The organism is Tropicimonas sp. S265A, assembly GCF_049800835.1.
Classification (GTDB): Bacteria; Pseudomonadota; Alphaproteobacteria; order Rhodobacterales; family Rhodobacteraceae; genus Dinoroseobacter.
Genome location: NZ_JBNAFU010000007.1, coordinates 66,217 through 88,940 on the forward strand (window position 1 = coordinate 66,217; position 22,724 = coordinate 88,940).

The following is a 22,724-nucleotide window of genomic DNA, read 5'->3' on the forward strand; positions in this document are numbered from 1 at the left end:
ATGACGCGGTTTGCGATCCGGTCAGGGCTCAGTTCGTCTGCGCAACGCGGCACACGTACTCTGTCTGCTTTGGGAAAGGCCGGGTGTAGGTTGCCCGCTCCCCCCGGATCACGATGGAACGGCCCCGTTCTCCGACATACCACTGGCCCTTGCTGGAGAGCCTGCGAAAACCGATAGAGACAGTGTCGCCATCTTCGAACCGGATGCTTCTTGCGCGCGTTTCGAAGGCGACCGTGCTGAAGGCGTCTATGTCGGCGCCATCGCATTCCCAGCGCGTACGGGCAACGGGCTCCTCCAATGTCCAGCGGGCCACGAGATAGGCTTCACGCCGTTCGTAGCGGCCAAACACGCAGCCGCGCGGGTTCATGGTATTCAGGCAGCCTGCGCGCAGCATCAAGAACAGCTCTTGTTCGTCCCGCAGGGCAAGCACGGCCTTCTCCGCACCGGTTTCCAGCCCCTCGGCCGCCAGCAAAGCGTCTTCAAACCGGGTCTGGACCCGTTGGTCGAGTTCGAAAATCACCGGGTCGTTGCAAATCAGATCTTCGACGAAAGTTCCCGTCGACACACACCCTGAAGGCGGCGACGCCGCAGCAGGTGTCAGCACACCCAAAAACCAGATCAAGAGAGGCACTAAACGGACCACCGCAGCTCCTCGTTTTTTTGCATGAACCGGAGCGAGAGTGGCACCCCGGGCGTGACAACCTAGGGCTGTTCTGCGCGTTGTCATCCCCATGCACGCGCGCCCTTTGGCTGGAGGCCGAGTCTGGGCAGGGAATGTGGCAGGACTAAGGCATCGCCACGGGCGGTTTGCCAGTGCTGACGTTACGGAAGACTGTCAGGGCAGCCGCCAGGCTCTGGTCGTCAACATCGCGGTGCAGCACCATCCGGCTTTCGGGATCGGGCGTACCGACAAGGATACCCTTGGCGGCCAGAGCGCCCCTTAGATCGCCCAGCTGTGCATGGGGACGTAGGTGAACCATGTTGGTTCTTGCCCGCACCGCCCCGATGTCAAGGCCGGACAAACCTTCGGCCAGCGCGGTCGCCCGCGCGTGATCGTCCGAAAGGCGCGGCAGGACATGATCCAGCGCCCACAAGGCCGCCGCTGCAAGCACGCCAGCCTGCCGCATGGCGCCACCAAGCAGTTTGCGCGCGCGGCGCGCGTGATGGATGACCTCCCGAGGCCCGACCAGAACCGTTCCGACGGGCGCGCCAAGGCCCTTGGACAAACACACCGATACCGTATCCGCGCGCGCCGCAAGCTCCCGCGCCTCCACTCCCAACGCGACCGATGCGTTGAACAACCTCGCGCCATCCAGATGGACAGACAGTCCCGCCGCCCGCGCCGGGGCAATCGCGGCATCCATGCGCGCCAAGGATACAGCCTGCCCGCTGACCGTGTTCTCGATCGACAGAATGCGCGTCCGGGCGAAATGTGGATCATCCTCGAAAATCGCAGCTGCGACATCCTCGGGCTCAAGCGCCGCATCCGGTCCTGGTGCCAGCGGCACGATCATCATGCCGCCCAGCACGCTTGCCGATCCTGCCTCCCACGCGTTTACGTGGTAGGGTTTGCCGGTGATCACCGCGTCCCCACGCCCGCCTAGCGCCATCAGGGCGCACAGGTTGCTCATGGAGCCGGACGGTAGAAACAGACCCGCTTCCTTGCCCAGCATTTCGGACAATCGCGCCTCCAGATGCGCGACCGTGGGATCTTCGCCATATACGTCGTCGCCGACCTCTGCTGCTGCCATTGCAGCCCGCATTCCAGCACAAGGTCGTGTCACCGTATCGGACCGCAGATCGCAGAGCACCGTCATATCCACCTCTCATTTCGACTGATCGTTCGCGGAACCGAGCGAAAGCGGTTCAATCCCGTTCGCGCCCCTGTTATGGAGCGCGCAAATTGCTTTGGAAAGGACCGCGTCCCATGTCCCTCATCATCGATGTTTTTGCCCGCGAAATCCTGGACAGCCGTGGCAACCCCACGGTTGAGGTCGACGTCACACTGGAGGACGGCACCATAGGCCGGGCCGCAGTACCCTCGGGCGCGTCCACGGGGGCGTACGAGGCGGTCGAGCTGCGCGATGGCGATGCGGCGCGGTATTCCGGCAAGGGCGTCCGCAAGGCCGTGGCGTTTGTAAACGGCGAGATTGCCGAAGCCCTTGTGGGCGCAGACGTGACCGATCAGGTCGGTCTCGACGCCACGATGATCGAACTGGACGGCACCCCCAACAAGGCACGCCTGGGCGCGAACGCAATCCTGGGCGTGTCGCTGGCCGCCGCAAAAGCCGCGGCAGAGGCGACCGGTCAGCCGCTCTATCGCTATGTGGGCGGTACCTCGGCACGTACCCTGCCCGTTCCGATGATGAACATCATCAACGGCGGCGAGCATGCGGACAACCCGATCGACATCCAGGAATTCATGATCATGCCGGTCGCCGCGACCTCGATTGCCGAAGCTGTGCGCATGGGGTCCGAGATCTTCCATACTCTGAAGAAAGAGCTTTCCGCCGCGGGCTTGAGCACGGGGATCGGCGACGAAGGCGGCTTCGCCCCGAACCTGAGTTCCACCCGCGAAGCGCTCGACTTCATCCTGAAGGCCATCGAAAAGGCAGGCTACACACCGGGTGAAGACATTTACCTCGCACTCGACTGTGCGGCCACGGAGTACTTCAAGGATGGCAAGTACGAGTTTGCAGGCGAAGGCAAATCGCTGACGTCAGCGGAGAATGTAGAATACCTGGCCGGATTGGTGGATGATTACCCGATCATCTCCATCGAGGACGGGTGTTCCGAAGATGATTGGGAAGGCTGGAAACTGCTGACCGATGCGCTGGGGGCTGAGGTGCAACTGGTCGGAGACGATCTGTTCGTGACCAACCCCGAGCGGCTTGCCGAAGGCATCAAGAAAGGCTGCGGCAACTCGTTGTTGGTCAAGGTCAACCAGATTGGATCCCTGACCGAGACGCTGGCGGCGGTCGATCTGGCCCATCGCAACAAGATGACCTGCGTCATGTCTCACCGCTCGGGCGAGACCGAGGATGCCACAATCGCCGATCTGGCGGTGGCTACAAACTGCGGACAGATCAAGACGGGGTCGCTGGCGCGCTCTGATCGGCTGGCAAAGTACAACCAGTTGATCCGGATCGAAGAAGAGCTTGGCGAAGCCGCAGTTTACGCCGGATCGTCCATCCTGCGCTGAAACAAGTCGTGACCTGCGAAGAAAGGGGCCGAGAGGCCTCTTTTTTCATGGATCCAAAGCGCTTCGCGCGGCAGCGCAGAAAAAATCATTTTACGACAATGACTTGCGCAAGAAACGCTTGCACCTTTATCGTTTCCGCTCGCGTGCGTGGGGCAACCACGCGCGCGGGACTTTGGATAAAAGGGGAATGGTCATGAAGAAATTTGCACTGATTTTCGCGGGCGCGCTGGTCTTGAGCGCGTGCGACACTCCCGGGCCGTCGGAACCGACGGCAGCCGACCCGTTGGTAGGCAAGAGCCTCGTCGGCGCGGATGGAACAACGTTCCTCTTCAACGCGGATGGCACCGTGGGGGGCACTCTTGGCGGAGAGGCCATTGCAGGTACATACGAGGCCAGCGCGACGGAAATATGCAGTACCTATACCGCACCGGACCGACTGACGGGCCGCGAATTCTGCAGCACGCCCACGATGTCGGACGGTGCGGTTGTTTTCAACCGGCGCGATGGCAGCAGATCGCAACCCTATGTCATTGGCGGCTGAGCGGTTCGGAAACGAAGCCCATAGCAACAAGATGCCCTCGGAGCCGAGGGCATCTTGACTTTTCAGCGCTCCGCCGGCGGGCGGTTTGGCGCGCTGCGCGGACGTCAGGCCATTGGCGCGCGCTGGCTGCGGCGCCCTGCAAAGCCCAGAACCCCCAGACCGCCCAGCATGAGCGCCATGCCGGCGGGCAACGGCACTGGCGCGACCACCTCGTTGAAGCTGATCGCAGCCAACGCCGGACCAACATCCGCACCGTCAACAGTGAACCCGGCCACGGTCGGTTGCCCGAACAGGAAATCCAACGGGCTGGACGTCACGACACCGCCGACCGTGTCGGTGGCCGTTCCACCGACGGCTGAGAATGCAGCCCCAAGACCGTCGTTTTCCTCGGTCCCGCCATCCCAGACATCGTCACCATCCACGAGAATGGTCGCGAGGTTCGTGAATTCCCCGTTGGCGTCGAACAACTCGTAGGCAAGCGGGTTTGCATTGCCGACGAACGTATCGTTGGAGGGGATCACCATCGACAGGAAGGAAAAATAGCTATTCGCCATCGGGTCGAGGTCGATCAGGAACGAGGTAGCCTCTCCGGCATCGAGAACGGGCGGTTGCCCCGCCACGGACCCGAACCCCTGCTGCCCCGTGGCCACGGCGGTCCTGGCGCCGATACCAAGGGTGTCGATCCGCGCCACCTCGCCACCAACGATCCCTTCCTCGGCGATGTCCTCCAGCTCCGGGGATGCGGCGGTGCCGACCTGGAACCCGGTATAGGTCCCGTCGTGAAACACGGCCAGAAACGGCGTCAGGTACAACCCGTTCGTCCCGCTCAGGTTTTCGATGGTGACCTCTATTGTTCTGGCCTGCGCGGCCCCTGCAGTCAGTCCAAGGGCCATCCCTGAAATAAGTGTCTTGCTAAAGACGTTCATATTTTTGCTCTCCGTTGAAATCGACACCCTCTCACGGGATGTCGTGCGCATCCCGAAGCAGACCGGCCCATGCAACAATCCAACGGCCGTTCACGCTCGCGCGACATAAGGTTAAGCCACTGTTTTTATTCATGTAACGTTAATTCTATTTTGCCGTGATCCACCGTGAGCTGCCCGTTTATTGGGCGCTCAAGGCGCGCATGTCCGGGCTGGTGGGGAAAGAAAGGCGCGCGTCCCATTGCTGTTGCGGTGGCGCATGGCGACCGGGTAAGCCTGCGGGGCCGACGCGACCGCGCGTCTGTCCGACGCCGTTCATCCCGACCCCAACGGAGGGCCACCGTGCCCAAGCCCCTATGACACCTGATCGTCCCCTTTTCGGTATCCTGCTGATGCTCGGGTTTTGCGTCCTGGCGCCGTTGGGGGACAGTATCGCAAAGATCTTGGGGCCGGTCGTGCCGCTTGCGCTTCTGATGCTGATCCGCTTCTGGGTGCAAGCCTTGGTGCTTTGGCCGATGTGCCGTGCGCGCGGCGTCGCGATCAGACCACCCCGCGCGTTGCTGGGGCTCGTCATCCTGCGGGCTGCGCTGCACATTCTGGGGGTCGGATTGATGTTCACGTCGCTTCTCTTCCTGCCGCTGGCAGAGGCTGTCGCCATCGCCTTCGTAATGCCGTTCATTCTCCTGCTGCTCGGCAGCCTGTTCCTGGGGGAAGAGGTCGGACCGCGCCGCCTGATCGCCTGCGCAGTGGGCTTTTCGGGGGCGCTCATGGTGATCCAACCCAGTTTTGCGGAGGTTGGCGCAGCCGCCTTGTTACCGCTTGGTGTGGCCCTCGCCTTCGCCTTGTTCATGCTGGTCACGCGTCGTGTCGCGAAACACATCGATGCGGTACCGCTGCAAGCGTTCAGCGGTTTGATCGCGGGTGGGCTGCTGATGGGCCTCGTGGCACTCGACGGGTCCTGGACCGCGCTGCCGACCTTCGGCGCTCGGATCTGGGGCTTGCTTCTGCTGCTGGGTCTTGTGGGCACTGTCGCGCACCTGCTCATGACCTGGAGCCTGCGCTACGCGCCATCCGCGACCCTTGCGCCGATGCAATACCTCGAAATTCCGATCGCAACCTTTTTCGGCTGGCTGATTTTCAACGACCTGCCCGGGCCGCTCGCAACGCTCGGCATTGCGGTCACGATCGCGGCGGGCCTCTACGTTATCTGGCGCGAAGGCCGGACCTTACGCGCCGCCCCTCCTGCGGTATAACGGCAAGATGACCGCTGATCAGATCATTGCCCATCTCAACCTTGCCCCCCATCCGGAGGGCGGCTGGTATCGTGAAACCTACCGCGCCCCGGCCAAAAGGGGCGCACGCCCCTGCGCAACAGCGATCCACTTCCTGCTTCAGGCCGGGACGTCCTCGCACTGGCACAAGGTGGACGCCGACGAGATCTGGCTCTGGCACGCCGGAGCGCCGCTGACCCTCTCACTCGCGCCAACAGAGGCCGGGCCCGCAAAAGATCACGTACTAAGCGGGGATTTGTCGACTGGAAGACCACAGATTCTTGTGCCCGCCAACCAGTGGCAAGCCGCAGCCACGACCGGCGCGTACACGCTGGTTACGTGTATCGTCGCGCCGGGGTTTGATTTTGCCGGCTTTACCCTCGCGGATCCGGGCTTCGATATCCCGCGATGACCGAAGACAAAGAAACGCCGGAAGAGCGATTGGACCGCCTGCTGCGGCGCGAGCGTCGGAAGGCATCGCTCAAATGGGGCGGCGCAGGCTTGTGTATCATGGCGCTGCTGGTGCTGTTCTTTGTCGTGGAGTGGCGCCCTCTCGGGCCGGAACGCGCAACCATCCTGTCGCACAGCCAATCGGCGAGCGACGACAGCGTCACGATCGACTACAGGATCGCATTGCCTTCGGGCAGGATCACGGTGATGCGTGCGCGTCCGATCATGGGACTGCAAGACGGGGCCACGCTTTGCGTGCAGCGCCTCAATCACCCCGTATTCGCGGGCGAACGGGTGCAGCGCCTGCCAAACAGCCGGTGTGGGCTTTAGGCCCTATGTACACGCAAGTCAGGGCTGGCTGACCACACCGCCGCCGACCGCCGCACGCACGCCGGTAGTGCCCGGGACCGATGTGGGCAAACCATTCAAAACGCGAACGGCCAGATACCCGAACGCCTGCGCCTCGATCATGTCACCATCGAAGCCGAGCGTTTCGACATCCTCTACCGGCGCCCCAGCATAGAGCGTGATCATCTCCTTCAGCACCGGGTTCTTGCGCCCGCCGCCGCACAGGAAGACACGCTCCGGCTTGATCTCGCACAGGGCCAGCCCCGCCGCGACGGCCGCGGCGGCACAGGCCGTCAGCGTAGCGGCGGCATCTGGGTCGTTCAGACCTGACACCTTGTCCAAAAGGTCATGAAAGTCGTTCCTGTCCAGAGACTTCGGCGGAAGTTTGTAAAACCAGGGCCGCTCCAGAAACGCGCTGACGATGTCCTGATCGACCCGCCCGTCCGCGGCAAGCAGCCCGTCCCGGTCGTGGTCCTGACCGCGCCTTGCCCGCATCAGGTCGTTGATCGGCGCGTTGGCAGGACCAGTGTCAAAGGCCAGAACCGCGCCGGTGTCCGCCGGATCCTCCTTGGTCGGATCAACCCAGGTCAGGTTCCCAACCCCGCCAAGGTTGACGAACGCCACGGGCGCGGTCAGCCCGGCATGCCGCGCTATGGCGTGGTGGTAGAACGGCGCAAGCGGTGCGCCCTGCCCGCCCATACCGACATCCGCGCTGCGAAAATCCCAGATCACCGGCAGGCCCAGGCGTTCGGCGAGGCGCGCGCCATCGCCGACCTGCAGTGTTCCGCGCCCACCCGGATCATGGGCAAGGGTCTGGCCATGAAATCCGACAATTTCCGCCCGTTCGAACCCGGACAGCAAGGCCACATGCGCCTCCAACACCACGGGAGCGGCTGCGCCCGGTTCGGGTCCGTCCCACACGCCAAGCGCGCTGCGTAGCACGGCGCGTTCCGGGTCGGTATACGGGCGGTAGCCCTGCGCGCCAGTCTCGAACACGGCGCGCCCATCGGTCAGCACCATCGCCGCATCGACCCCGTCCAGCGAGGTGCCGGACATCGCCCCCAGCGCCCAAAGTCGCTTTCCCTTCATGCCGCTCCCCGATATAGACCCTGCCAGCACCACAATGACCCGAGATGGCGATGACCTACCAGCCCAAATCCGAGTTTCTGCGCACCATCATCGCGCGCGGTTTTCTGGCCGACTGCACCGATTTGCAGAGCCTTGACGAGGACCTGCTGAAGGGCCCGGTGACGGCGTATATCGGGTATGACGCAACGGCGCAGTCGCTGCATGTTGGGCATTTGCTGAACATCATGCTGCTGCGCTGGTGGCAGAAAACCGGCAATCGCCCGATCACGCTGATGGGCGGGGGCACCACCAAGGTCGGTGACCCGAGCTTTCGGTCCGATGAACGCCCCTTGCTGGGGCCAGAGCAGATCGACGCGAACATCGCAGCGATGAAACAGGTGTTCGCGCGCTATCTCGACTATGGTGACAGTCCCACAGGCGGGCTGATGCTGAACAATGCCGAGTGGCTCGACGGGCTGAATTACCTCGACTTCCTGCGCGATATCGGGCGGCATTTCTCAGTCAACCGGATGCTGTCTTTCGAGTCCGTCAAGTCCCGGCTCGACCGCGAACAGTCGCTCAGCTTTCTCGAATTCAACTACATGATCCTGCAGGCCTACGACTTTCTTGAACTCAACCGGCGTCAAGGCTGCCTGCTGCAGATGGGCGGCTCGGACCAGTGGGGCAACATCGTCAACGGGATCGACCTGACCCGACGCGTGCTGGAGACGGAGATCTACGGGCTGACCACTCCGTTGCTGACCACGTCGGATGGCCGCAAGATGGGCAAATCCCAGGGCGGCGCGGTCTGGCTGAATGGCGATATGCTCAGCCCCTATGAGTTCTGGCAGTTCTGGCGCAACACGACCGATGCCGATGTGGGCCGGTTCCTGAAGCTCTACACCGAATTGCCGGTCGCGGAGTGCGACCGCCTCGGCGCGCTGGAGGGATCCGAGATCAACGCCGCCAAGATCATCCTCGCAAACGAGGTCACAACCCTGCTGCATGGCGCGGATGCGGCCGCCGCCGCCGAGGCCACCGCCCGCGAGGTGTTCGAAAAGGGGGGCGCGGGTGGCGACCTGCCGACGCTTACGTTGACGGCAGAAGACTTGGGCGACGGGATCTCCATCGTGCAACTGATCACCCGGTCAGGGCTTGCCAAGACAGGCAAGGAAGCCAAACGGCTGATTGCGGAAAACGGCGCACGGATGAACGACGAACCGCTGACCAACGCGGGCACCATGATCGACGCTGCCGCCCTGGCGACCCCGATCAAACTGAGCGCGGGCAAGAAACGCCACGCGCTTGTTGTCCTCGCAGACTGACCGCCGCCCCGGTCACGTCCGTACGTGTTCCCGCCGGCGGCAATCCGGCAGATGTCACATATGGTGCGTCAAGGCTGGCACGCCCCCTTGCCGCCCGCGCTGGCTGTCGCTAACAGGAATCCAACAGCAACAACGTTACCAACGGGGCACACATGCGCATTCTGGTCACCAATGATGATGGCATCAATGCGCCCGGCCTCGCGGTACTCGAAGCGATCGCGCAGGACATCGCAGGCCCCGACGGCGAGGTCTGGATCGTAGCTCCGGCCTTCGAGCAATCGGGCGTTGCCCATTGCATAAGCTACACGCACCCGACAATGATCGCGGAACTCGACCCGCGCCGTTTCGCGGCCGAAGGCAGCCCGGCGGACTGCGTGATGGCGGGCCTCTATGACGTCATGACCGACGCGGCACCGGATCTAATCCTGTCCGGCGTGAACCGCGGCAACAATTCGGGCGAGAACGCGCTTTATTCCGGCACGCTTGGCGGGGCCATGGAAGGCGCGCTTCAGGGGCACAAGGCAATTGCGTTGTCGCAATACTATGGCCCCGAGATTGCGCGTGCCGCCGACCCGTTCGAAGCCGCCCGCATGCACGGCGCGCAGGTCATCCGCACCTTGCTGGCCAAGGGTGACTGGTCCGGTGACAGCTACCGCACGTTCTACAATGTGAACTTCCCGCCTTTTCCCGCCGCCGATGTCAAAGGCACGCGCATCGTACCCCAGGGCGCGCGACACGGCGCGCATTTCTCGGTGGAGGCGCACGCCTCCCCGGCAGGTCGGCGGTTCCTTTGGGTCAAGGGCAGCCCGCAGCATCTGGCAGCCGCGCCGGACACCGACGTCGCGGTCAATATGGACGGGTACATCTCGGTCACGCCCATGCGCGCCGACCTGACCGCGCATGACCTTCTGCCTGCGCTTCAGGCCGCGTTTGACTGATGCCCTCTGCGGAGCAGATCATGCAATTCGTCTTCGCCCTCAGGTCCAAGGGCGTGCGGGATGCCGAAGTGCTCAAGGCCATGGAAAAGATCGACCGTGGCCTCTTCGTGGATGGGGTTTTTGCCAGCCGTGCCTACGAGGATGTTCCGCTGCCCATCGCCTGCGGGCAAACGATCAGCCAGCCCTCGATCGTTGGCCTGATGACGCAGGCCGCGCAGATCAGTCCGCGCGATCATGTGCTGGAGGTCGGCACGGGCTCCGGCTATCAGGCCGCGATCCTCAGCCAACTGGCCCGCCGGGTCTGGACAGTGGACCGGCACCGCAAACTCGCGCGCCGCGCAGAGGACCGCTTTGCGGAACTGGGGTTGACCAACATCACCGTCATGCCGGGCGACGGATCCTTCGGACTACCGGATCAGGCCCCCTTCGACCGTATCCTCGTAACCGCCGCCGCAGAAGATCCGCCCGGTCCGCTCTTGGCGCAATTGCGGATCGGCGGTATCATGGTTGTGCCGGTAGGGCAGTCGGACGCTGTGCAAAGCCTGATCAAGGTCACGCGCACAGAAACGGGCTACGATTACGAGGAACTGCGAAGCGTTCGTTTCGTCCCCCTCGTGGAGGGCCTCGCCACCGACCGCTGATCTCCGGCACCACGGACTTACGGCACGTTAGAACGCCGATGCTCGTGGAAAAAGGACGACACAGGCACGGCTTAGCAGGCCAAGTTAAGATGGGCACCACCTCCGCAGGTGGACGAGAGCAGAGGCAGAGCAATGCACACCACATCGAACACCGGGCCCGGCAAAGGGTTCGAACGCACACGCAGACGCCGGTTCGGGGCTGCTTCGCTGGTCGCTGTTCTGGCGATCGCGGGCTGCGACACGGCGGGAATCGATTATGACATGCGAGACGACCTCTTTGGGTCGTTTTCCACCTCCACCGGGGCCATTCCGACCGCACCGCGCCCGGAACCGGACGCGCGCGGCGTGATTTCCTATGACGATTATCAGGTCGTCGTGGCGCAGTCGGGCGACACGGCGCTGAGCGTCGGCAACCGGCTGGGCATTTCGGGCACGGAGCTTGCGCGCTTCAACGGCTTGCAACCGGATGTTCCCTTGAGGCCCGGCGAATTGCTGGCCCTGCCCACCCGGGTCGAGGCCGATCCGGCAGCGCCGGTGGGTGGTACGACCGACATTGCGGCCATCGCGGGCGGCGCGATCGAACGCTCAGAGCTTCCGGCAGCCGGTCAATCAGATGTACGGGTGACGCGACTTGAAGAAGGAACACAACCCCTCCAACACCGGGTCCAGCCGGGGGAGACCGCCTACTCCATCGCGCGTCTCTACGGGGTGTCCGTGCGCGCCCTGGCTGACTGGAACGCGCTTGGGCCCGATCTGGCGGTACGCGACGACCAGGTTCTGATGATCCCGGTGACCACCGCGGCCCCCGAAGAGGACACGCGCACAGCGGCGGTTGCGCCAACAGCTCCCGGCGAAGGGTCTGCTACGCCGGTCCCGCCCTCGGCCTCGCAACCCCTGCCCCGACCGGAACCAGCCGCCGTCGCCCCCGCCTCGCCCGAGATGGACCAGTTCCAGACCGCGGCCTCAGACACGTCCAGCTTCGCGATGCCCGTGACAGGGTCGATCATCCGCAGCTATGACAAGGGCCGAAACGATGGCATCGGCATTGCCGCCAACGCGGGTACGCCGGTTCGGGCCGCCAGTGGCGGCGAGGTGGCAGCCATCACCCGCGATACCGACCAGGTGCCGATCCTCGTGCTGCGCCACCCGGACAACCTGCTGACTGTTTATGCAAATGTCGGCGACATTCAGGTTGAAAAGGGTGACAAGGTTTCCCGCGGCGAACAAATCGCCGCCATTGCACCGGGTGACCCGGCGTTCCTGCACTTCGAAATTCGTGAAGGAATTGAGAGCGTTGACCCCCTTGACTACCTGAACTAGCGCGCTTTCGAGCCGTGCATGTTTCATGCCCTGGGCCTAACCTCGCCACGGCACGGATCACGTGCGGTGAACGAGGGTGGCGTGATGGCGAGTATCAGGGTCGGGCTTGCGGTGTGCAGCGCGTTGTCGCTGGCCGCCTGTGGCGGGGGGGCAGTGGCAGCGGAACGGGCTTCGGCGGTGTTTTGCAATTCACAATCTTTGCGGATGTGCCCGGCACGGGACAGGTCCAACTGAACGGAGAGGCGATCGACGCAACCTACAGCGTCGACAGCGTGACCGGCAATGTCACGATCAGCGCACCGTCCGGTTCTGCGCTGAGCGATACCATCTTGGAGTTCGAAGCCGGCGATCAGGTCGCACTCCAGTTGGACCGGCCCGGCCTCAACATTATCATCGAAGAACGCACGGGCGGCAGCATCAGCCACATGGCCGGCACGGTGTTGTTCGTCTCTGCCAGCGGCAACAGCGAGGTTCTCGTGATCGACCCGGCCTCTTACGGGTATCAATATCAGACATTCGGCGCATGGTTTGACGGTCTGAACGCAAACGCCGGAACGGTCGGAGCGGGCAGCTATGGTGCCCGGTCACAGGCATCGGACATCCCCGCAGCCGGCAGCACCACGGCCACGTATAACGGGTTTTCGATTGGCACGGCGAGCGTCCCGGGCGGTACGGCATATGTCACCGTTTCCGACCTTGGCGTGACGACCGATTTCGACACCATGACGATCACAAGCACAAATACCGGCGGGTTCGACATCGGCCCCGCAGCCGCAGGCCAGACGCCTTTGCCGGAGCTGGATTTCACCGGCAGCGGTGCGGTCGCTGGCATTGGCTTCTCCGCGCCGATTTCGGGCACGACCAGCGCAATCTCCGGCGCCGCGGATGGCCAGTTCTTTGGCCCCGGCGCGGCCGAGGTGGGCGGCACCTTCAGCGCGACCGGCGGCGGCATCAACTACCTCGGTGCGTTCGGCGCGCGGCGCTAGGGGTGGCGCGACAGAGTTCAAAAAGCGCCGGGAAACAGGGGATTGAGCCCGAATTACCACGGTTTTGGATTTCAAACCGGTGCATAATCCGCACAGCGTTGATCCCCTGAACAGCCTTCATTAATGTTTTGTGCAGAGGCAACGACACGCCAGAAGCGGACAAACGCTCGTGCGCGCAGGATCGAGGGATACGGCAGTGACACACGGACTGAAGACATTCGCAGCATTGGCCGCAACCGGCTTGCTCATGGCATGCGATGGATCCGGCGGCGCGGATTTCGGATCCCCGCTCGGCGGGCGTGCGGTCACGACAGCGACGGTCGTCGACAGCAGCGGAAATCTGAGCATCGGGTCTCCGTCCAGCAGCAATCCGGTGACGGTCTCCCTGTCAACAGACGACGGAAGACCGGTGGCACTCGAAATCGATGCCTCGTCCAACAACCCGTCCTCCGTCGTACGCTTTGATGTCGCCCAGGGAGACACGGTGCAGGTCGGACCACTGACCACCACGTTCCGCAGTCAGGATGGCAGGGAATTTGCCGTGATCGTGAACCCCGAGGCCGTCGGTTTCGAACACCAGTCACTCGGCGCGTGGGGCAACACCATCGCCGTGTCCAACGGGACCCTCGGTGTGGCATCTTACGGCGACACGACACCGTCGGCCAGTATTCCGGCAGAAGGAACCAGCGCCAGTTACTCGGGTCTGTCCCTCGGATTTGCGGAGGTTGGCGGCACCAGCTTCGCCACCGAATCCGGCGTTCAGGTCAACACGCCCGATTTCAAGTCGGTCACAATGGTCAGCACCGGAACGATCGGAAGTCCGTTGAACGCTGGCAGTAGCGGCGCTGTGGACCTGTCTTCTAGTCTTGATTTCGGGTCAACGGGCACGATTTCCGGCAACGGGTTCCAAACCACCATCAACACGACCGGCTTGACCGGATCTGTCGATGGCCGATTCTACGGACCTGACGCCGAGGAGGTCGGTGGCACCTTTCGGGCAACAGGATCAGGCATAAACTATTTCGGCGCGTTCGGCGCCAATCAGTGAACCTGGCGGGGCTGAGACGGCGCGCACGCGCGGCGATTGCCGCCGTTCTTCTGCTGGCCGCTCCCGTGCACGGGCAAAGCCTTGCGCCGGACCTGAACGACCCTGCTCAGATCGAACAGGTTTTCCGGGCCGGTTTGTCAGCCCTGAACGCCGGAAACAGCGCGGCGGCGGTTCAATACTTCACTGCCATTCTTGCCCGTGACCCCAGCCTGACGCGCGTGCGGCTGGAACTCGGGCGCGCCTACCTGGCGGCAGGAGAGTACGGGCGTGCCCGCGCGGAGTTCCTTGTCGCGCTGTCGGGCGACCTGCCCGCACCTGTCCGGCAAAACGTGCTGGGCTTCATCCGCGAAATCGACGCACGGCGCGGTTTTGAATGGGCCGCCGAGATTGCCCTGACAGAGGTTGGCGAAAGCAGGGACTTTGAGAGCGACACGCTCGACCTCGACTTCGGGTTCGGGCCGCTGCCTTTCACATTGAACCGCGACGACACCACGCGTCCGGGCCTCGAATACGCGCTGGAGGCCACCATGCGGGCGCCGCGTGGTACATTCCGCCCGGACACCGCGCTCGGATCACTGTTCGGAACGCTGTCGCTCAACGGGGTGGAGGCGTCGGGCAGTGAACTGGATGAAACCATTTTAGGGTTTAGAACCGGCATCTTGCGCGCCGCACCTCAAGTGACTTATGGCGCCGCACTCGAAGGTTTCAGCCGCTTCAACGCGGGCCGTCATACAGAAAACCGCCTTGGTATCTCCGTGCAGGCGGAGCGCCGGTTTGCGACAGGTCAAACAGTGTTCGGTGTGCTGCGCGGGTCAGAGATTTCGCACCAGCGCGACAACAGTCTCGACGGCACGTTGGTCTTCGCTGTTCTGGGCACGCAACGCCCGTTTTCGAGCCGGGGCAGCATTGGGGCGGAAATACTGGCGGAGCGTCAGAACGTCGACAATCCGCTGGAAGATACGCGCCGCTACGGCCTGCGCGCTTTCGCATCGCTTGACGTTCGCGGTGGATTTACCCTGCGCCCCAGCCTTCTGCTGGAACAGCGCCGCTTCGTGAACCCGTCCCCGCTGCTCACGGGCAACCCCGACGAAGACAGCATCGAAGCCGCCCTGAGGATTGAGAAGAACGACCTGTTCTTCGCAGGCGGGTTCTCCCCGTTTCTCACGCTGGAAGCACGCCGCACGAAATCGGGGATAGACGCGTTCAGCTACCGCGAAAGCGGAGTGAGGTTCGGCTTCGAAAGCCGGTTCTGAAGCTCAGTAGCTGCGCGGCAGGCCAAGCACGTGCTGGCCGAGATAGGCAAAGATCATGTTCTTTGAGATCGGTGCCGTTTGATAAAGCCGCGCCTCCCGCCATTTCCGCTCGATCCCGTATTCGCGCGCAAAGGCGAACCCGCCATAAACCTGCATGCAAACCTCGGCCGCCTGCCAGGATGCGTCTGCCGCCAGCAGCTTTGCCATGTTCGCCTCCTCCGCGGCTTTGGCCCCGCTGTCGAACAACGCGGCGGCCTTGTTCACCATCAACTCGGCGGCGCACATCTTGGCGTACGCCTCCGCGATCGGGAATTGCAGGCCCTGATTGGCGCCGATCGGTTTGCCGAACACATTTCGATCGTTGGCATAATCGACCGCTTTCCGAATGAAGAACTTCGCGTCGCCAATACACTCGTAGGCAATCAAGATGCGCTCGGCGTTCATGCTGTCGACGATATACCTGAACCCGCGTCCTTCCTCCCCGATCAGGGTATCGGCGGGGATCTCCAGATTGTCGATGAACACCTCGCACGTGTTATGGTTGATCATCGCGTCGATCTTGCGCAGTTCGAGCCCATTGCCGAGCGCATCGCGCATATCCAGCAGGAACACCGACATCCCGTCAGACCGCTTCTTGCACTGGTCAGCCGGGGTCGTGCGCGCCAGCAAGAGCATCAGGTCGCTCTCCATCGCGCGGGAGGTCCAGACCTTCTGCCCGTTCACGAGGTATGTGCCATGCGCGGTTTTCTCGGCCCGGGTCTTGAGTTGTGTCGTGTCCGACCCTGTTGTCGGTTCGGTCACACCGAACGCCTGAAGGCGCAAATCACCTGACGCAAGGCCGGGCAGGTACCGCTCTTTCTGGGCATCCGAGCCATGCTTCAGGACCGTGCCCATCGTGTACATCTGCGCATGGCACGCGGCCGCGTTGCACCCGGTTTCGTGGATCGTTTCCAGAACGGCACCGGCTGCCGACAGCGGAAGCCCGGACCCGCCATAGGTTTCCGGGATCAACGCGCCCAGAAACCCGGCCTCGGTCAGGGTGCGCACGAAGTCCGTGGGATAGGCATCCTCTGCATCCAGCTTGGTCCAGTATTCGTTCGGAAACGCCTCGCACAGCTTGGCGACCGCCTCCCGGATGTCGTTCCATTGCGGGTTCACGGGCATCGAGATCGCGTCCGGATCGATCTGGTTCATGTTGCGCGTCCTTTCAGATGATATTGGCGGCGCGCAGGCGGGCGATCTCGTCAGTGCCCAGCCCGTGCTCTGCCAGAATGTCGTTTGTATGCTCGCCCGCATCCGGCGCACTCGCATACAGGCGCGGCGGTGTGCGAGACATGTTCAGAGGCTGCGCGACGAGCTTCGTCTCTCCGCGCACCGGATGCTGCACCGGCGCCGCCATGCCCAGATGCTGGACCTGCGGGTCGGCGAACACCTCGTCCATCGCATAGATCGGACCGGCGGGCACGCCGTGATCTTCCAGCGCCGTGACCCATTCTGCCGTTGTCCGCGCGGCAAAGACCGGACGCAAATGATCCCAAAGCGCGCCACGATGGGCGGTGCGGGCCTCCGGCGTGGCGTACTGCGGATGCTGCGCAAGGTCAGGCTCGCCGATCACATCGCAGAACGCCACCCATTGGCCCTGCCCGCCAACGCCAAGGTTCAGGTGGCCATCGGCCGTGGCCACGACCCCCATCGGCGTCACGGTGGGGTGGTCGTTGCCGGAGGATCTCGGCACCTCGCCCTCGACCAGATAGCGCGCAGCCTGAAAATCCATCAACGCGATCTGCGCCTGCAACAAAGACGTCGCAACCCACTGGCCCTCACCCGAGCGTTCGCGTTCGGCCAGAGCCACCAGAATACCCGTCGCGGCATAAAGCCCGGATGTGCTGTCTGCCACGGCAGCCCCCGCGCGCATCGGGCCTGCGCCGGGCGTGCCGGTAACGCCCATCATCCCGCCCATCCCCTGCGCGATCTGGTCAAACCCTGCGCGCTTTGCATAGGGCCCGTCCTGCCCAAACCCTGAAATCGACGCGAGGATGATCCGCGGGTTCACTGCGCGCAGGTCTTCATAGGCAATGCGCAGCCGGTCCTTGACGTCAGGGCGAAAGTTTTCGACTACGACATCCGCCGTTTCGACCATCTTCAGGAACACCGCGCGCCCTTCGGGCGTCTTCAGGTTCAGTGTCAGCGACCGTTTGTTGCGATGCAGGTTCAGCATGTCGTAGCCATGGCGCGCGCCGGAAATGCCCGCATTGGGGTCTACGCCCTGAGGGGCTTCGATCTTGATCACATCCGCCCCGAAATCCGCGAGCACGCGACAACAGGTCGGCCCGGCGCGCACGCGGGTCAGATCCAGCACCTTGAGGTGCGCAAGGGCCACCGGGCGCTCGGTCATGCGGCCATCACCGCCTCTGCCCCCGCAGCATCGGCGGCGGTGAACCAGTCGCCCATCTGGCTGGAGGTGACAAACACCGTGTCGTCGCGCGCCGCCAGCAGGTCCAGCGCCTGTTCAAAGCCCTGCGCGATATGCGGGACACCGATGATGTGGGGATGCAGGGCCAGCGTGACGATGCGCGGCTGGCCTGTGCGCGCAATCTCGGCTTCATAGACCTTCAGCGTTGCCTCCACCCTCTTGAGGTATTCATCCGTCGATCCGCTCTGGATCGCGTAAACAGGCACATCGTTCAACTCGAATGTATAGGGCAACCCGACAAGCGGCCCATGATCGGTGCGCATCCAGAACGGCAGGTCATCCAATGGCCAGTCGTGAAGGAACTCGATGCCCTCTTGCTTGAGGATATCCGGCGTGTCCATTGTCTCGCCCAGCCCGCAGCCCAGCCACGCGCGCGGGCGCGCCCCGGTGATCTGCGCCAGTCGGTCCAGGCTTTGAACAATCACCGCGCGCTCGTCTTCGACGGCTTTCAGGCTCTGCTGAAACCAGCCGTGGCCCACCAGTTCCCAGCCTGCGTCCACGACCGCCGACATCAAAGACGGATAGACGTCGGCAACCTGTGCGTTGATGAACGCCGACGCCGCAATCCCGCGCGCCGCCAGCATGCTCATGATCCGGGGCATGCCACAGCGCATGCCGTATTCCACCCAGGCATAGTTGGGAACGTCGGGCGGGGCCGGCGCCGCACCGTGAGGCGGCGGGATAATGCCACGCGGCATGGGGCGGTCGAACGGCCAGTATTCAATATTCATGGCCACGTGCACGATCATCTTCTTGCCGGCCAGAGGTGGCAGCGGAGCGCGATCGGGGGCGAACTGATAGGGGACACGGGGGTTGGACCACATTTCCTGCACCGTCAGCTGGTGTGCAGGCGGATGGCCTCGGGCTGCCAGTGCAGCCGCACCGGATCACCGGGCGTCGGCAGGTCATCTACCGCGTCGGAGATCGTGCGCGAGATCATTTCAACGCCGTTGGGCAGCCGCACCAGGTGCGATGTCGTCAGGCCCAGATACACGGCCTCGTCGTAACTGCCGAGGATCGAATGCCCGTCGCCCGCATTGTTGGACCCGTTCACGCGGCTCAGTTGCACGAGCTCGGACCGGATCGACAGATCGACGGGCTGGCCATGGGTCACCTCTTGCCCGCGCTTCTGCACGACGAGCTGCGATCCTGCGACATCAACCGTGCAGGACACGCCATTCACCTGCGAGACCTTGCCCGACAGCAAGTTGTTTTCGCCAACAAACCCTGCCGTGAACTTCTTGATGGGCGCGCGGTAGATCTCGCGTGCGGCGCCCTGCTCCACCAGTTCTCCGTCGGCGACCAGCGCGATACGATCTGCCACTGTCATCGCCTCTTCCTGGTTGTGGGTGACGTGGATGAAGGTGATCCCAACCTTTTCCTGCAGGTGTTTCAACTCAAGACACATGTCCTTGCGCAACTGCGCATCGAGGGCTGCCAAGGGCTCGTCCAGCAACAGGATATCACGGTCCAGAACCAGCGCGCGCGCCAGTTGCACGCGCTGTTGCTGGCCCCCAGACAGCTCATGTGGCTTGCGCTCGGCAAAGCCGCCAAGTCCAACCACATCCATCATTGCAGCGGCCTTTTCCTGCGCGGTCTTCTTGTCGACGCCTGCCACCTTCAGGCCGTACGCCACGTTTTGCAGCACCGTCATATGCGGGAAGAGCGCGTAGGCCTGAAACACCATCGTCGTCGGGCGCTTGTCGGGGGGAAGATGCCCCATCTCCTGCCCGTGAAGCAACACCTGCCCCTCAGTGGGACGATGGAACCCGCCAATAGTGCGCAGCAAGGTCGTCTTGCCGCCACCCGATGGCCCCAACAGAACGAAATACTCGCCCGCAGCAATTGTCAGGTCAACGCCGCGCAACGCTTTGACGGGCCCGTAATGCTTGGAGAGGTTCTTAACCTCCACTGCCGGTGTTTGGATCTCGGACATGGGTGGCCCCCTCAGGTCGACATCACCGGCTCGGCCTTCGCACGGGCAACGCGCGTCAGGCTCTCGGACCGGATCAGGGTGAAAACGATGATGCTGCCGATGATCGCAATGGCCACGAAGGCCACCATGGAGGACATCGCGTAGCTTTGCGGCGACATGCCTGTGTTGAGCATCTGGCTGATCAGCACGGTGGTGAATGTGTCGAACCCGCCCTTCAGCAGGCTGGTGCGCGTGTATTCGTTGAAACACAGGATGATACAGAACGAACAGGCACTGAATACTCCGGCGCGGATCTGCGGGAACTCGATATCCCAGAATGCGCGCCACCCATCTGCGCCACAGGCCCGCGCCGCCTCGGTCTGCTCCGTGCGGTAGCGGCCCATCGTGATCAGCACCACGATGAAGGCATAGGGAATGGTGTAGATGATCAGACCGACCGTCGCGGTGAAGAAACTCAGCCGGAACCAGCCATCAAACATCGCCGTGCCCAACTGGTCCCCCAGCCAGATGAACGTGGCGTTCAATGACTTGAAATAGACCAGCAGGGCCGAGCCAAGAATATCTGGCGGGACGAACAACGGGGCCAGCAGCAGGAACACAATCGGCAGTTTGTTCTGCGCGGTCTTGTAGTACTTGGCCGCCAGCACCGCGAAGGGCACAGTGATGCAAGTTACGACGATCGCCAGTGAAAACGTCCACCGCAGCGCGTTCAGAAGCAGCGTGTCGGAAAACACGAGCCGGTACCATTCCCACGTGAAATCATAGGCCCGCGCCCCGAACCCGTTCGCATTGAACGAGATGTACATCACGTAGAGCACCGGGCTCATCAGCGTGACCACCAGCAGCAGCATGTAGGCCCATTTCAACCGGTAGAGCCACGGATTTGCATATTCTTCGGTCATGCGCGGCCCCTCAGTTCAGCGGTGTCAGGATCTTAGTGAGGTCGAACACGCGGTGGCCGATATAAAGCAGCCCCATCAACGTCGCCATCATGATCGCGCTCACCGCCATGGCGAGCGGGAAGTCGAGCGCGGTGATCGCCTGCGTCGCGATCAGACCCGCATTCACAGCCCCCGGTCCGCCGAGAATATTGGGCAACAGCGCCACGCCCAACCCGTTGACAAAGATGAACACGGCCCCGGCGAAAATACCCGGTGCGGCCAGCGGCAGGATCACATCCGTGAACCGACGGCGGAAGCCGACGCCAAGGTCATCGCAGACCTCGAAGATAAACTTCGGCACCGCCTCCATCGCGAGGAATCCGGCAAAGACGATGAACGGCAGGAAGCTCAGGACCTCGCCAATCACCACGCCCGTATGCGTGTAAAGGAGCGAGGTGATCGGTTCATCAATCAGGCCCCAGTCCATCAGGGTGGAGTTCACAAGGCCATTGCGCTGCAACACCGGGCGCAGGGCAAAGACGCGAATGATCTCGGACACCATGAAAGGCAGAATGAACAGCAGAATAACGCGGTGCTGGGCCACTTGCGGAATGGATTTTCGAATGAATACAGCAACCGGAAAGCCGAAGATGAAACAGATCACCACCGCAATGGCGGAGTATTTCATCGAGGTCAGGAAATTCTCAAGCCGGGCTGAGAAAAAGAAGTTCTGGTAGGAGAAAAGGGTGAACCCCGGCTCCATCCAGAACATTGTCCGCTCGAACACGGAGAACACCACCGTCAATGCCATCGGGATCGCAAAGAAGACGACCATGAAGGCCAGCGGTGCGTAAAACGCCCATCGCCCGGCGCGCGCGCGCCAGACGGAGGCTGTTTCCCCGGCCGGGCGCGCGGCCTGACCGGGAGAGTTCGTGCTGAGCGTGGCCACGTTTAAGCGGCCTGAACCTGCGCCCACCAATCCTGGTAGGCCCGGATATTGGTCGGGAACACGTTCTGCCACGCGTTGCCGGTGTTTGCCATGCGGGCTTCCTTACGCGCCAAGCGCTCGACCAATGTCGACTTGGTATCGTCGTCGAAGTCTGCCGGGTTGGCCTCGATGTAGTCGTTCACCCCGGTCATTTGCGGGGTAAAGCCCAGGCCCGCCAGCGTACGAGAACCGAACCACGGATCGAGGTACAGGTTCGCGAGCGCGTAGAACGCGTCTTCCATCCCCCGCTCCTGACCGCCGCGGGTCAGCATGATGACGTTGTTCCAGCTCTGGTGGCCTTCTTTCATCGTACCATACCGGATGTCCGCGCCGTTCTTGCGCGACGCCACGATCTGGATCGGCTCCCAGCAGGAGGACACGAGCACCTCTTCGGAGGCCAGCAGATCCACGCCGTTCTGGAACCCGTCCCAGAAGGTGCGGAAATGGCCCTTCTTCTTCAGGTCGATCAGGAACTGGCAGACACCCTTGACCTCGGCCTCGGTCATGTCGGACGGGTTCTCGATGTCCTGCTTGCCCGACTGCTTGAGGTAGACGGCGGTATTGGTCAGCGTCGGGCCGTAATCGTTCTGCATAGCCGCGCGGCCGCGGAACTGCTCATCAAACAGCGCTTCCCATGTGTTCAGCTCTTCGCCGACCACATCGTGGTTGAACGCAAGGCTGTCGGCGTTCGAGATATACGGGATCGCGACCAGCTTGCCCTCGTATCGGATCGTGTCGAAGGACGTGCCGCCCTCCTGATAGGATGCCAGCAGGTTGCCCCAATTGGGAATACGGCTCGGTTCCAGCTCGACAATCGCGTTCTGCGAGGCCAACGCGTCTTCCATGCCGCCACCGTTGTCCGTCATCGCGTCATAGAGCGCATTCCCATCGCCGACGACCATCTTCTGGATGGCTTCATCCGCGCGGGCGGACTTGGCGATATTGGCGATAGAGATGCCGGCCTGGCTTTCCATGTCGGACCAGTCCTGGTTGCCGACGCGCGCGATGCCCGGTGCCCAGAATTTCAAGGCCTCGGACGCCATCGCGCGGCTGCCCAGTGCGGTTGTGGCGGCAGCGGCGCCCATGGTCGCCATGAATTGACGGCGATTGAAGTCGAGTTGATCCATTCGTG

Annotated in this window: 23 protein-coding genes; 12 read left to right on the top strand and 11 right to left on the bottom strand. The window is 63.0% G+C overall.

Going from position 1 to position 22,724, the window contains the following annotated elements:
• Positions 1–28: 28 nt before the first annotated feature.
• Both ACP15N_RS15730 and ltaE read right to left on the bottom strand, forming a co-directional pair.
• The gene (locus tag ACP15N_RS15730; protein ID WP_425093279.1) at positions 29–565 is read right to left on the bottom strand and encodes a hypothetical protein; all 537 of its coding nucleotides are present in this window, start codon (positions 563–565) and stop codon (positions 29–31) included.
• A 220-nt stretch (positions 566–785) separates the two neighbouring features.
• The gene (ltaE, locus tag ACP15N_RS15735; RefSeq protein ID WP_425093280.1) at positions 786–1,817 is read right to left on the bottom strand and encodes a low-specificity L-threonine aldolase; all 1,032 of its coding nucleotides are present in this window, start codon (positions 1,815–1,817) and stop codon (positions 786–788) included.
• 110 nt (positions 1,818–1,927) lie between these two features.
• Here ltaE and eno point away from each other — a divergent pair, with 110 nt between their 5' ends.
• The gene (eno, locus tag ACP15N_RS15740) at positions 1,928–3,202 is read left to right on the top strand and encodes a phosphopyruvate hydratase (RefSeq protein ID WP_425093281.1); all 1,275 of its coding nucleotides are present in this window, start codon (positions 1,928–1,930) and stop codon (positions 3,200–3,202) included.
• Positions 3,203–3,395: 193 nt separating this feature from the next.
• A complete protein-coding gene (locus ACP15N_RS15745) occupies positions 3,396–3,743 on the top strand; it encodes a hypothetical protein (protein WP_425093282.1) in 348 nt (115 codons plus the stop codon).
• A 104-nt stretch (positions 3,744–3,847) separates the two neighbouring features.
• Here the strand turns inward: ACP15N_RS15745 and ACP15N_RS15750 are convergent, their stop codons facing one another.
• The gene (locus tag ACP15N_RS15750; RefSeq protein WP_425093283.1) at positions 3,848–4,669 is read right to left on the bottom strand and encodes a spondin domain-containing protein; all 822 of its coding nucleotides are present in this window, start codon (positions 4,667–4,669) and stop codon (positions 3,848–3,850) included.
• A gap of 353 nt (positions 4,670–5,022) precedes the next feature.
• On the opposite strand from ACP15N_RS15750, the gene ACP15N_RS15755 reads away from it, so the two are divergent.
• From ACP15N_RS15755 to ACP15N_RS15765, 3 genes are read left to right on the top strand one after another with little or no spacing between them, the layout of a single operon-like run.
• A complete protein-coding gene (locus ACP15N_RS15755) occupies positions 5,023–5,919 on the top strand; it encodes a DMT family transporter (RefSeq protein WP_425093284.1) in 897 nt (298 codons plus the stop codon).
• A gap of 7 nt (positions 5,920–5,926) precedes the next feature.
• Complete coding sequence (locus ACP15N_RS15760; protein ID WP_425093285.1) at positions 5,927–6,349, top strand: cupin domain-containing protein; 423 nt, start codon at positions 5,927–5,929, stop codon at positions 6,347–6,349.
• Positions 6,346–6,717: a hypothetical protein gene (locus tag ACP15N_RS15765; protein ID WP_425093286.1), complete on the top strand. Its 372-nt coding sequence runs from the start codon at positions 6,346–6,348 to the stop codon at positions 6,715–6,717. Before ACP15N_RS15760 ends, ACP15N_RS15765 begins: the two co-directional genes overlap by 4 nt.
• 18 nt (positions 6,718–6,735) lie before the next feature.
• Here the strand turns inward: ACP15N_RS15765 and ACP15N_RS15770 are convergent, their stop codons facing one another.
• On the bottom strand, positions 6,736–7,824 hold the full coding sequence (locus ACP15N_RS15770) for an anhydro-N-acetylmuramic acid kinase (protein WP_425093287.1): 1,089 nt from the start codon (positions 7,822–7,824) through the stop codon (positions 6,736–6,738).
• A gap of 50 nt (positions 7,825–7,874) precedes the next feature.
• On the opposite strand from ACP15N_RS15770, the gene tyrS reads away from it, so the two are divergent.
• The 7 genes from tyrS to ACP15N_RS15805 all read left to right on the top strand — a co-directional run bounded on the left by tyrS (position 7,875) and on the right by ACP15N_RS15805 (position 15,314).
• A complete protein-coding gene (gene tyrS, locus ACP15N_RS15775; protein ID WP_425093447.1) occupies positions 7,875–9,128 on the top strand; it encodes a tyrosine--tRNA ligase in 1,254 nt (417 codons plus the stop codon).
• Between the two features lie 152 nt (positions 9,129–9,280).
• On the top strand, positions 9,281–10,066 hold the full coding sequence (gene surE, locus ACP15N_RS15780; protein ID WP_425093288.1) for a 5'/3'-nucleotidase SurE: 786 nt from the start codon (positions 9,281–9,283) through the stop codon (positions 10,064–10,066).
• Positions 10,066–10,707, top strand: coding sequence for a protein-L-isoaspartate(D-aspartate) O-methyltransferase (locus tag ACP15N_RS15785; protein ID WP_425093289.1), 642 nt, complete (start codon positions 10,066–10,068; stop codon positions 10,705–10,707). The genes surE and ACP15N_RS15785 overlap by 1 nt, the downstream gene beginning before the upstream one ends.
• Before the next feature lie 132 nt (positions 10,708–10,839).
• On the top strand, positions 10,840–12,027 hold the full coding sequence (locus ACP15N_RS15790; RefSeq protein WP_425093290.1) for a peptidoglycan DD-metalloendopeptidase family protein: 1,188 nt from the start codon (positions 10,840–10,842) through the stop codon (positions 12,025–12,027).
• Between the two features lie 182 nt (positions 12,028–12,209).
• Positions 12,210–13,013 carry a transferrin-binding protein-like solute binding protein gene (locus tag ACP15N_RS15795; protein WP_425093291.1) on the top strand — a complete coding sequence of 268 codons (804 nt, stop codon included), beginning with the start codon at positions 12,210–12,212 and terminating at the stop codon, positions 13,011–13,013.
• 196 nt (positions 13,014–13,209) lie between these two features.
• Positions 13,210–14,061, top strand: a complete 852-nt coding sequence (locus ACP15N_RS15800) for a transferrin-binding protein-like solute binding protein (RefSeq protein ID WP_425093292.1) — start codon at positions 13,210–13,212, stop codon at positions 14,059–14,061.
• Positions 14,058–15,314 carry a tetratricopeptide repeat protein gene (locus ACP15N_RS15805; RefSeq protein WP_425093293.1) on the top strand — a complete coding sequence of 419 codons (1,257 nt, stop codon included), beginning with the start codon at positions 14,058–14,060 and terminating at the stop codon, positions 15,312–15,314. The genes ACP15N_RS15800 and ACP15N_RS15805 overlap by 4 nt, the downstream gene beginning before the upstream one ends.
• Before the next feature lie 3 nt (positions 15,315–15,317).
• On the opposite strand, the gene ACP15N_RS15810 is transcribed toward ACP15N_RS15805, so the two are convergent.
• The 7 genes from ACP15N_RS15810 to ACP15N_RS15840 are packed head-to-tail and all read right to left on the bottom strand — an operon-like array spanning position 15,318 to position 22,719.
• Positions 15,318–16,508 (bottom strand): acyl-CoA dehydrogenase family protein, encoded by a 1,191-nt coding sequence (locus tag ACP15N_RS15810; protein ID WP_425093294.1) that lies wholly within the window; start codon positions 16,506–16,508, stop codon positions 15,318–15,320.
• Between the two features lie 13 nt (positions 16,509–16,521).
• Positions 16,522–17,709, bottom strand: a complete 1,188-nt coding sequence (locus ACP15N_RS15815; protein WP_425093295.1) for a CaiB/BaiF CoA transferase family protein — start codon at positions 17,707–17,709, stop codon at positions 16,522–16,524.
• Positions 17,706–18,611 (bottom strand): polysaccharide deacetylase family protein, encoded by a 906-nt coding sequence (locus ACP15N_RS15820; RefSeq protein ID WP_425093296.1) that lies wholly within the window; start codon positions 18,609–18,611, stop codon positions 17,706–17,708. Before ACP15N_RS15820 ends, ACP15N_RS15815 begins: the two co-directional genes overlap by 4 nt.
• 11 nt (positions 18,612–18,622) lie before the next feature.
• Positions 18,623–19,723: an ABC transporter ATP-binding protein gene (locus tag ACP15N_RS15825; RefSeq protein WP_425093297.1), complete on the bottom strand. Its 1,101-nt coding sequence runs from the start codon at positions 19,721–19,723 to the stop codon at positions 18,623–18,625.
• A gap of 11 nt (positions 19,724–19,734) precedes the next feature.
• Entirely contained in the window at positions 19,735–20,625 is an 891-nt protein-coding gene (locus ACP15N_RS15830; RefSeq protein WP_425093298.1) for an ABC transporter permease, read from the bottom strand.
• Positions 20,626–20,635: 10 nt separating this feature from the next.
• Positions 20,636–21,553, bottom strand: a complete 918-nt coding sequence (locus tag ACP15N_RS15835) for an ABC transporter permease (protein WP_425093299.1) — start codon at positions 21,551–21,553, stop codon at positions 20,636–20,638.
• Between the two features lie 2 nt (positions 21,554–21,555).
• The gene (locus ACP15N_RS15840) at positions 21,556–22,719 is read right to left on the bottom strand and encodes an ABC transporter substrate-binding protein (protein ID WP_425093300.1); all 1,164 of its coding nucleotides are present in this window, start codon (positions 22,717–22,719) and stop codon (positions 21,556–21,558) included.
• Positions 22,720–22,724 lie beyond the last annotated feature (5 nt).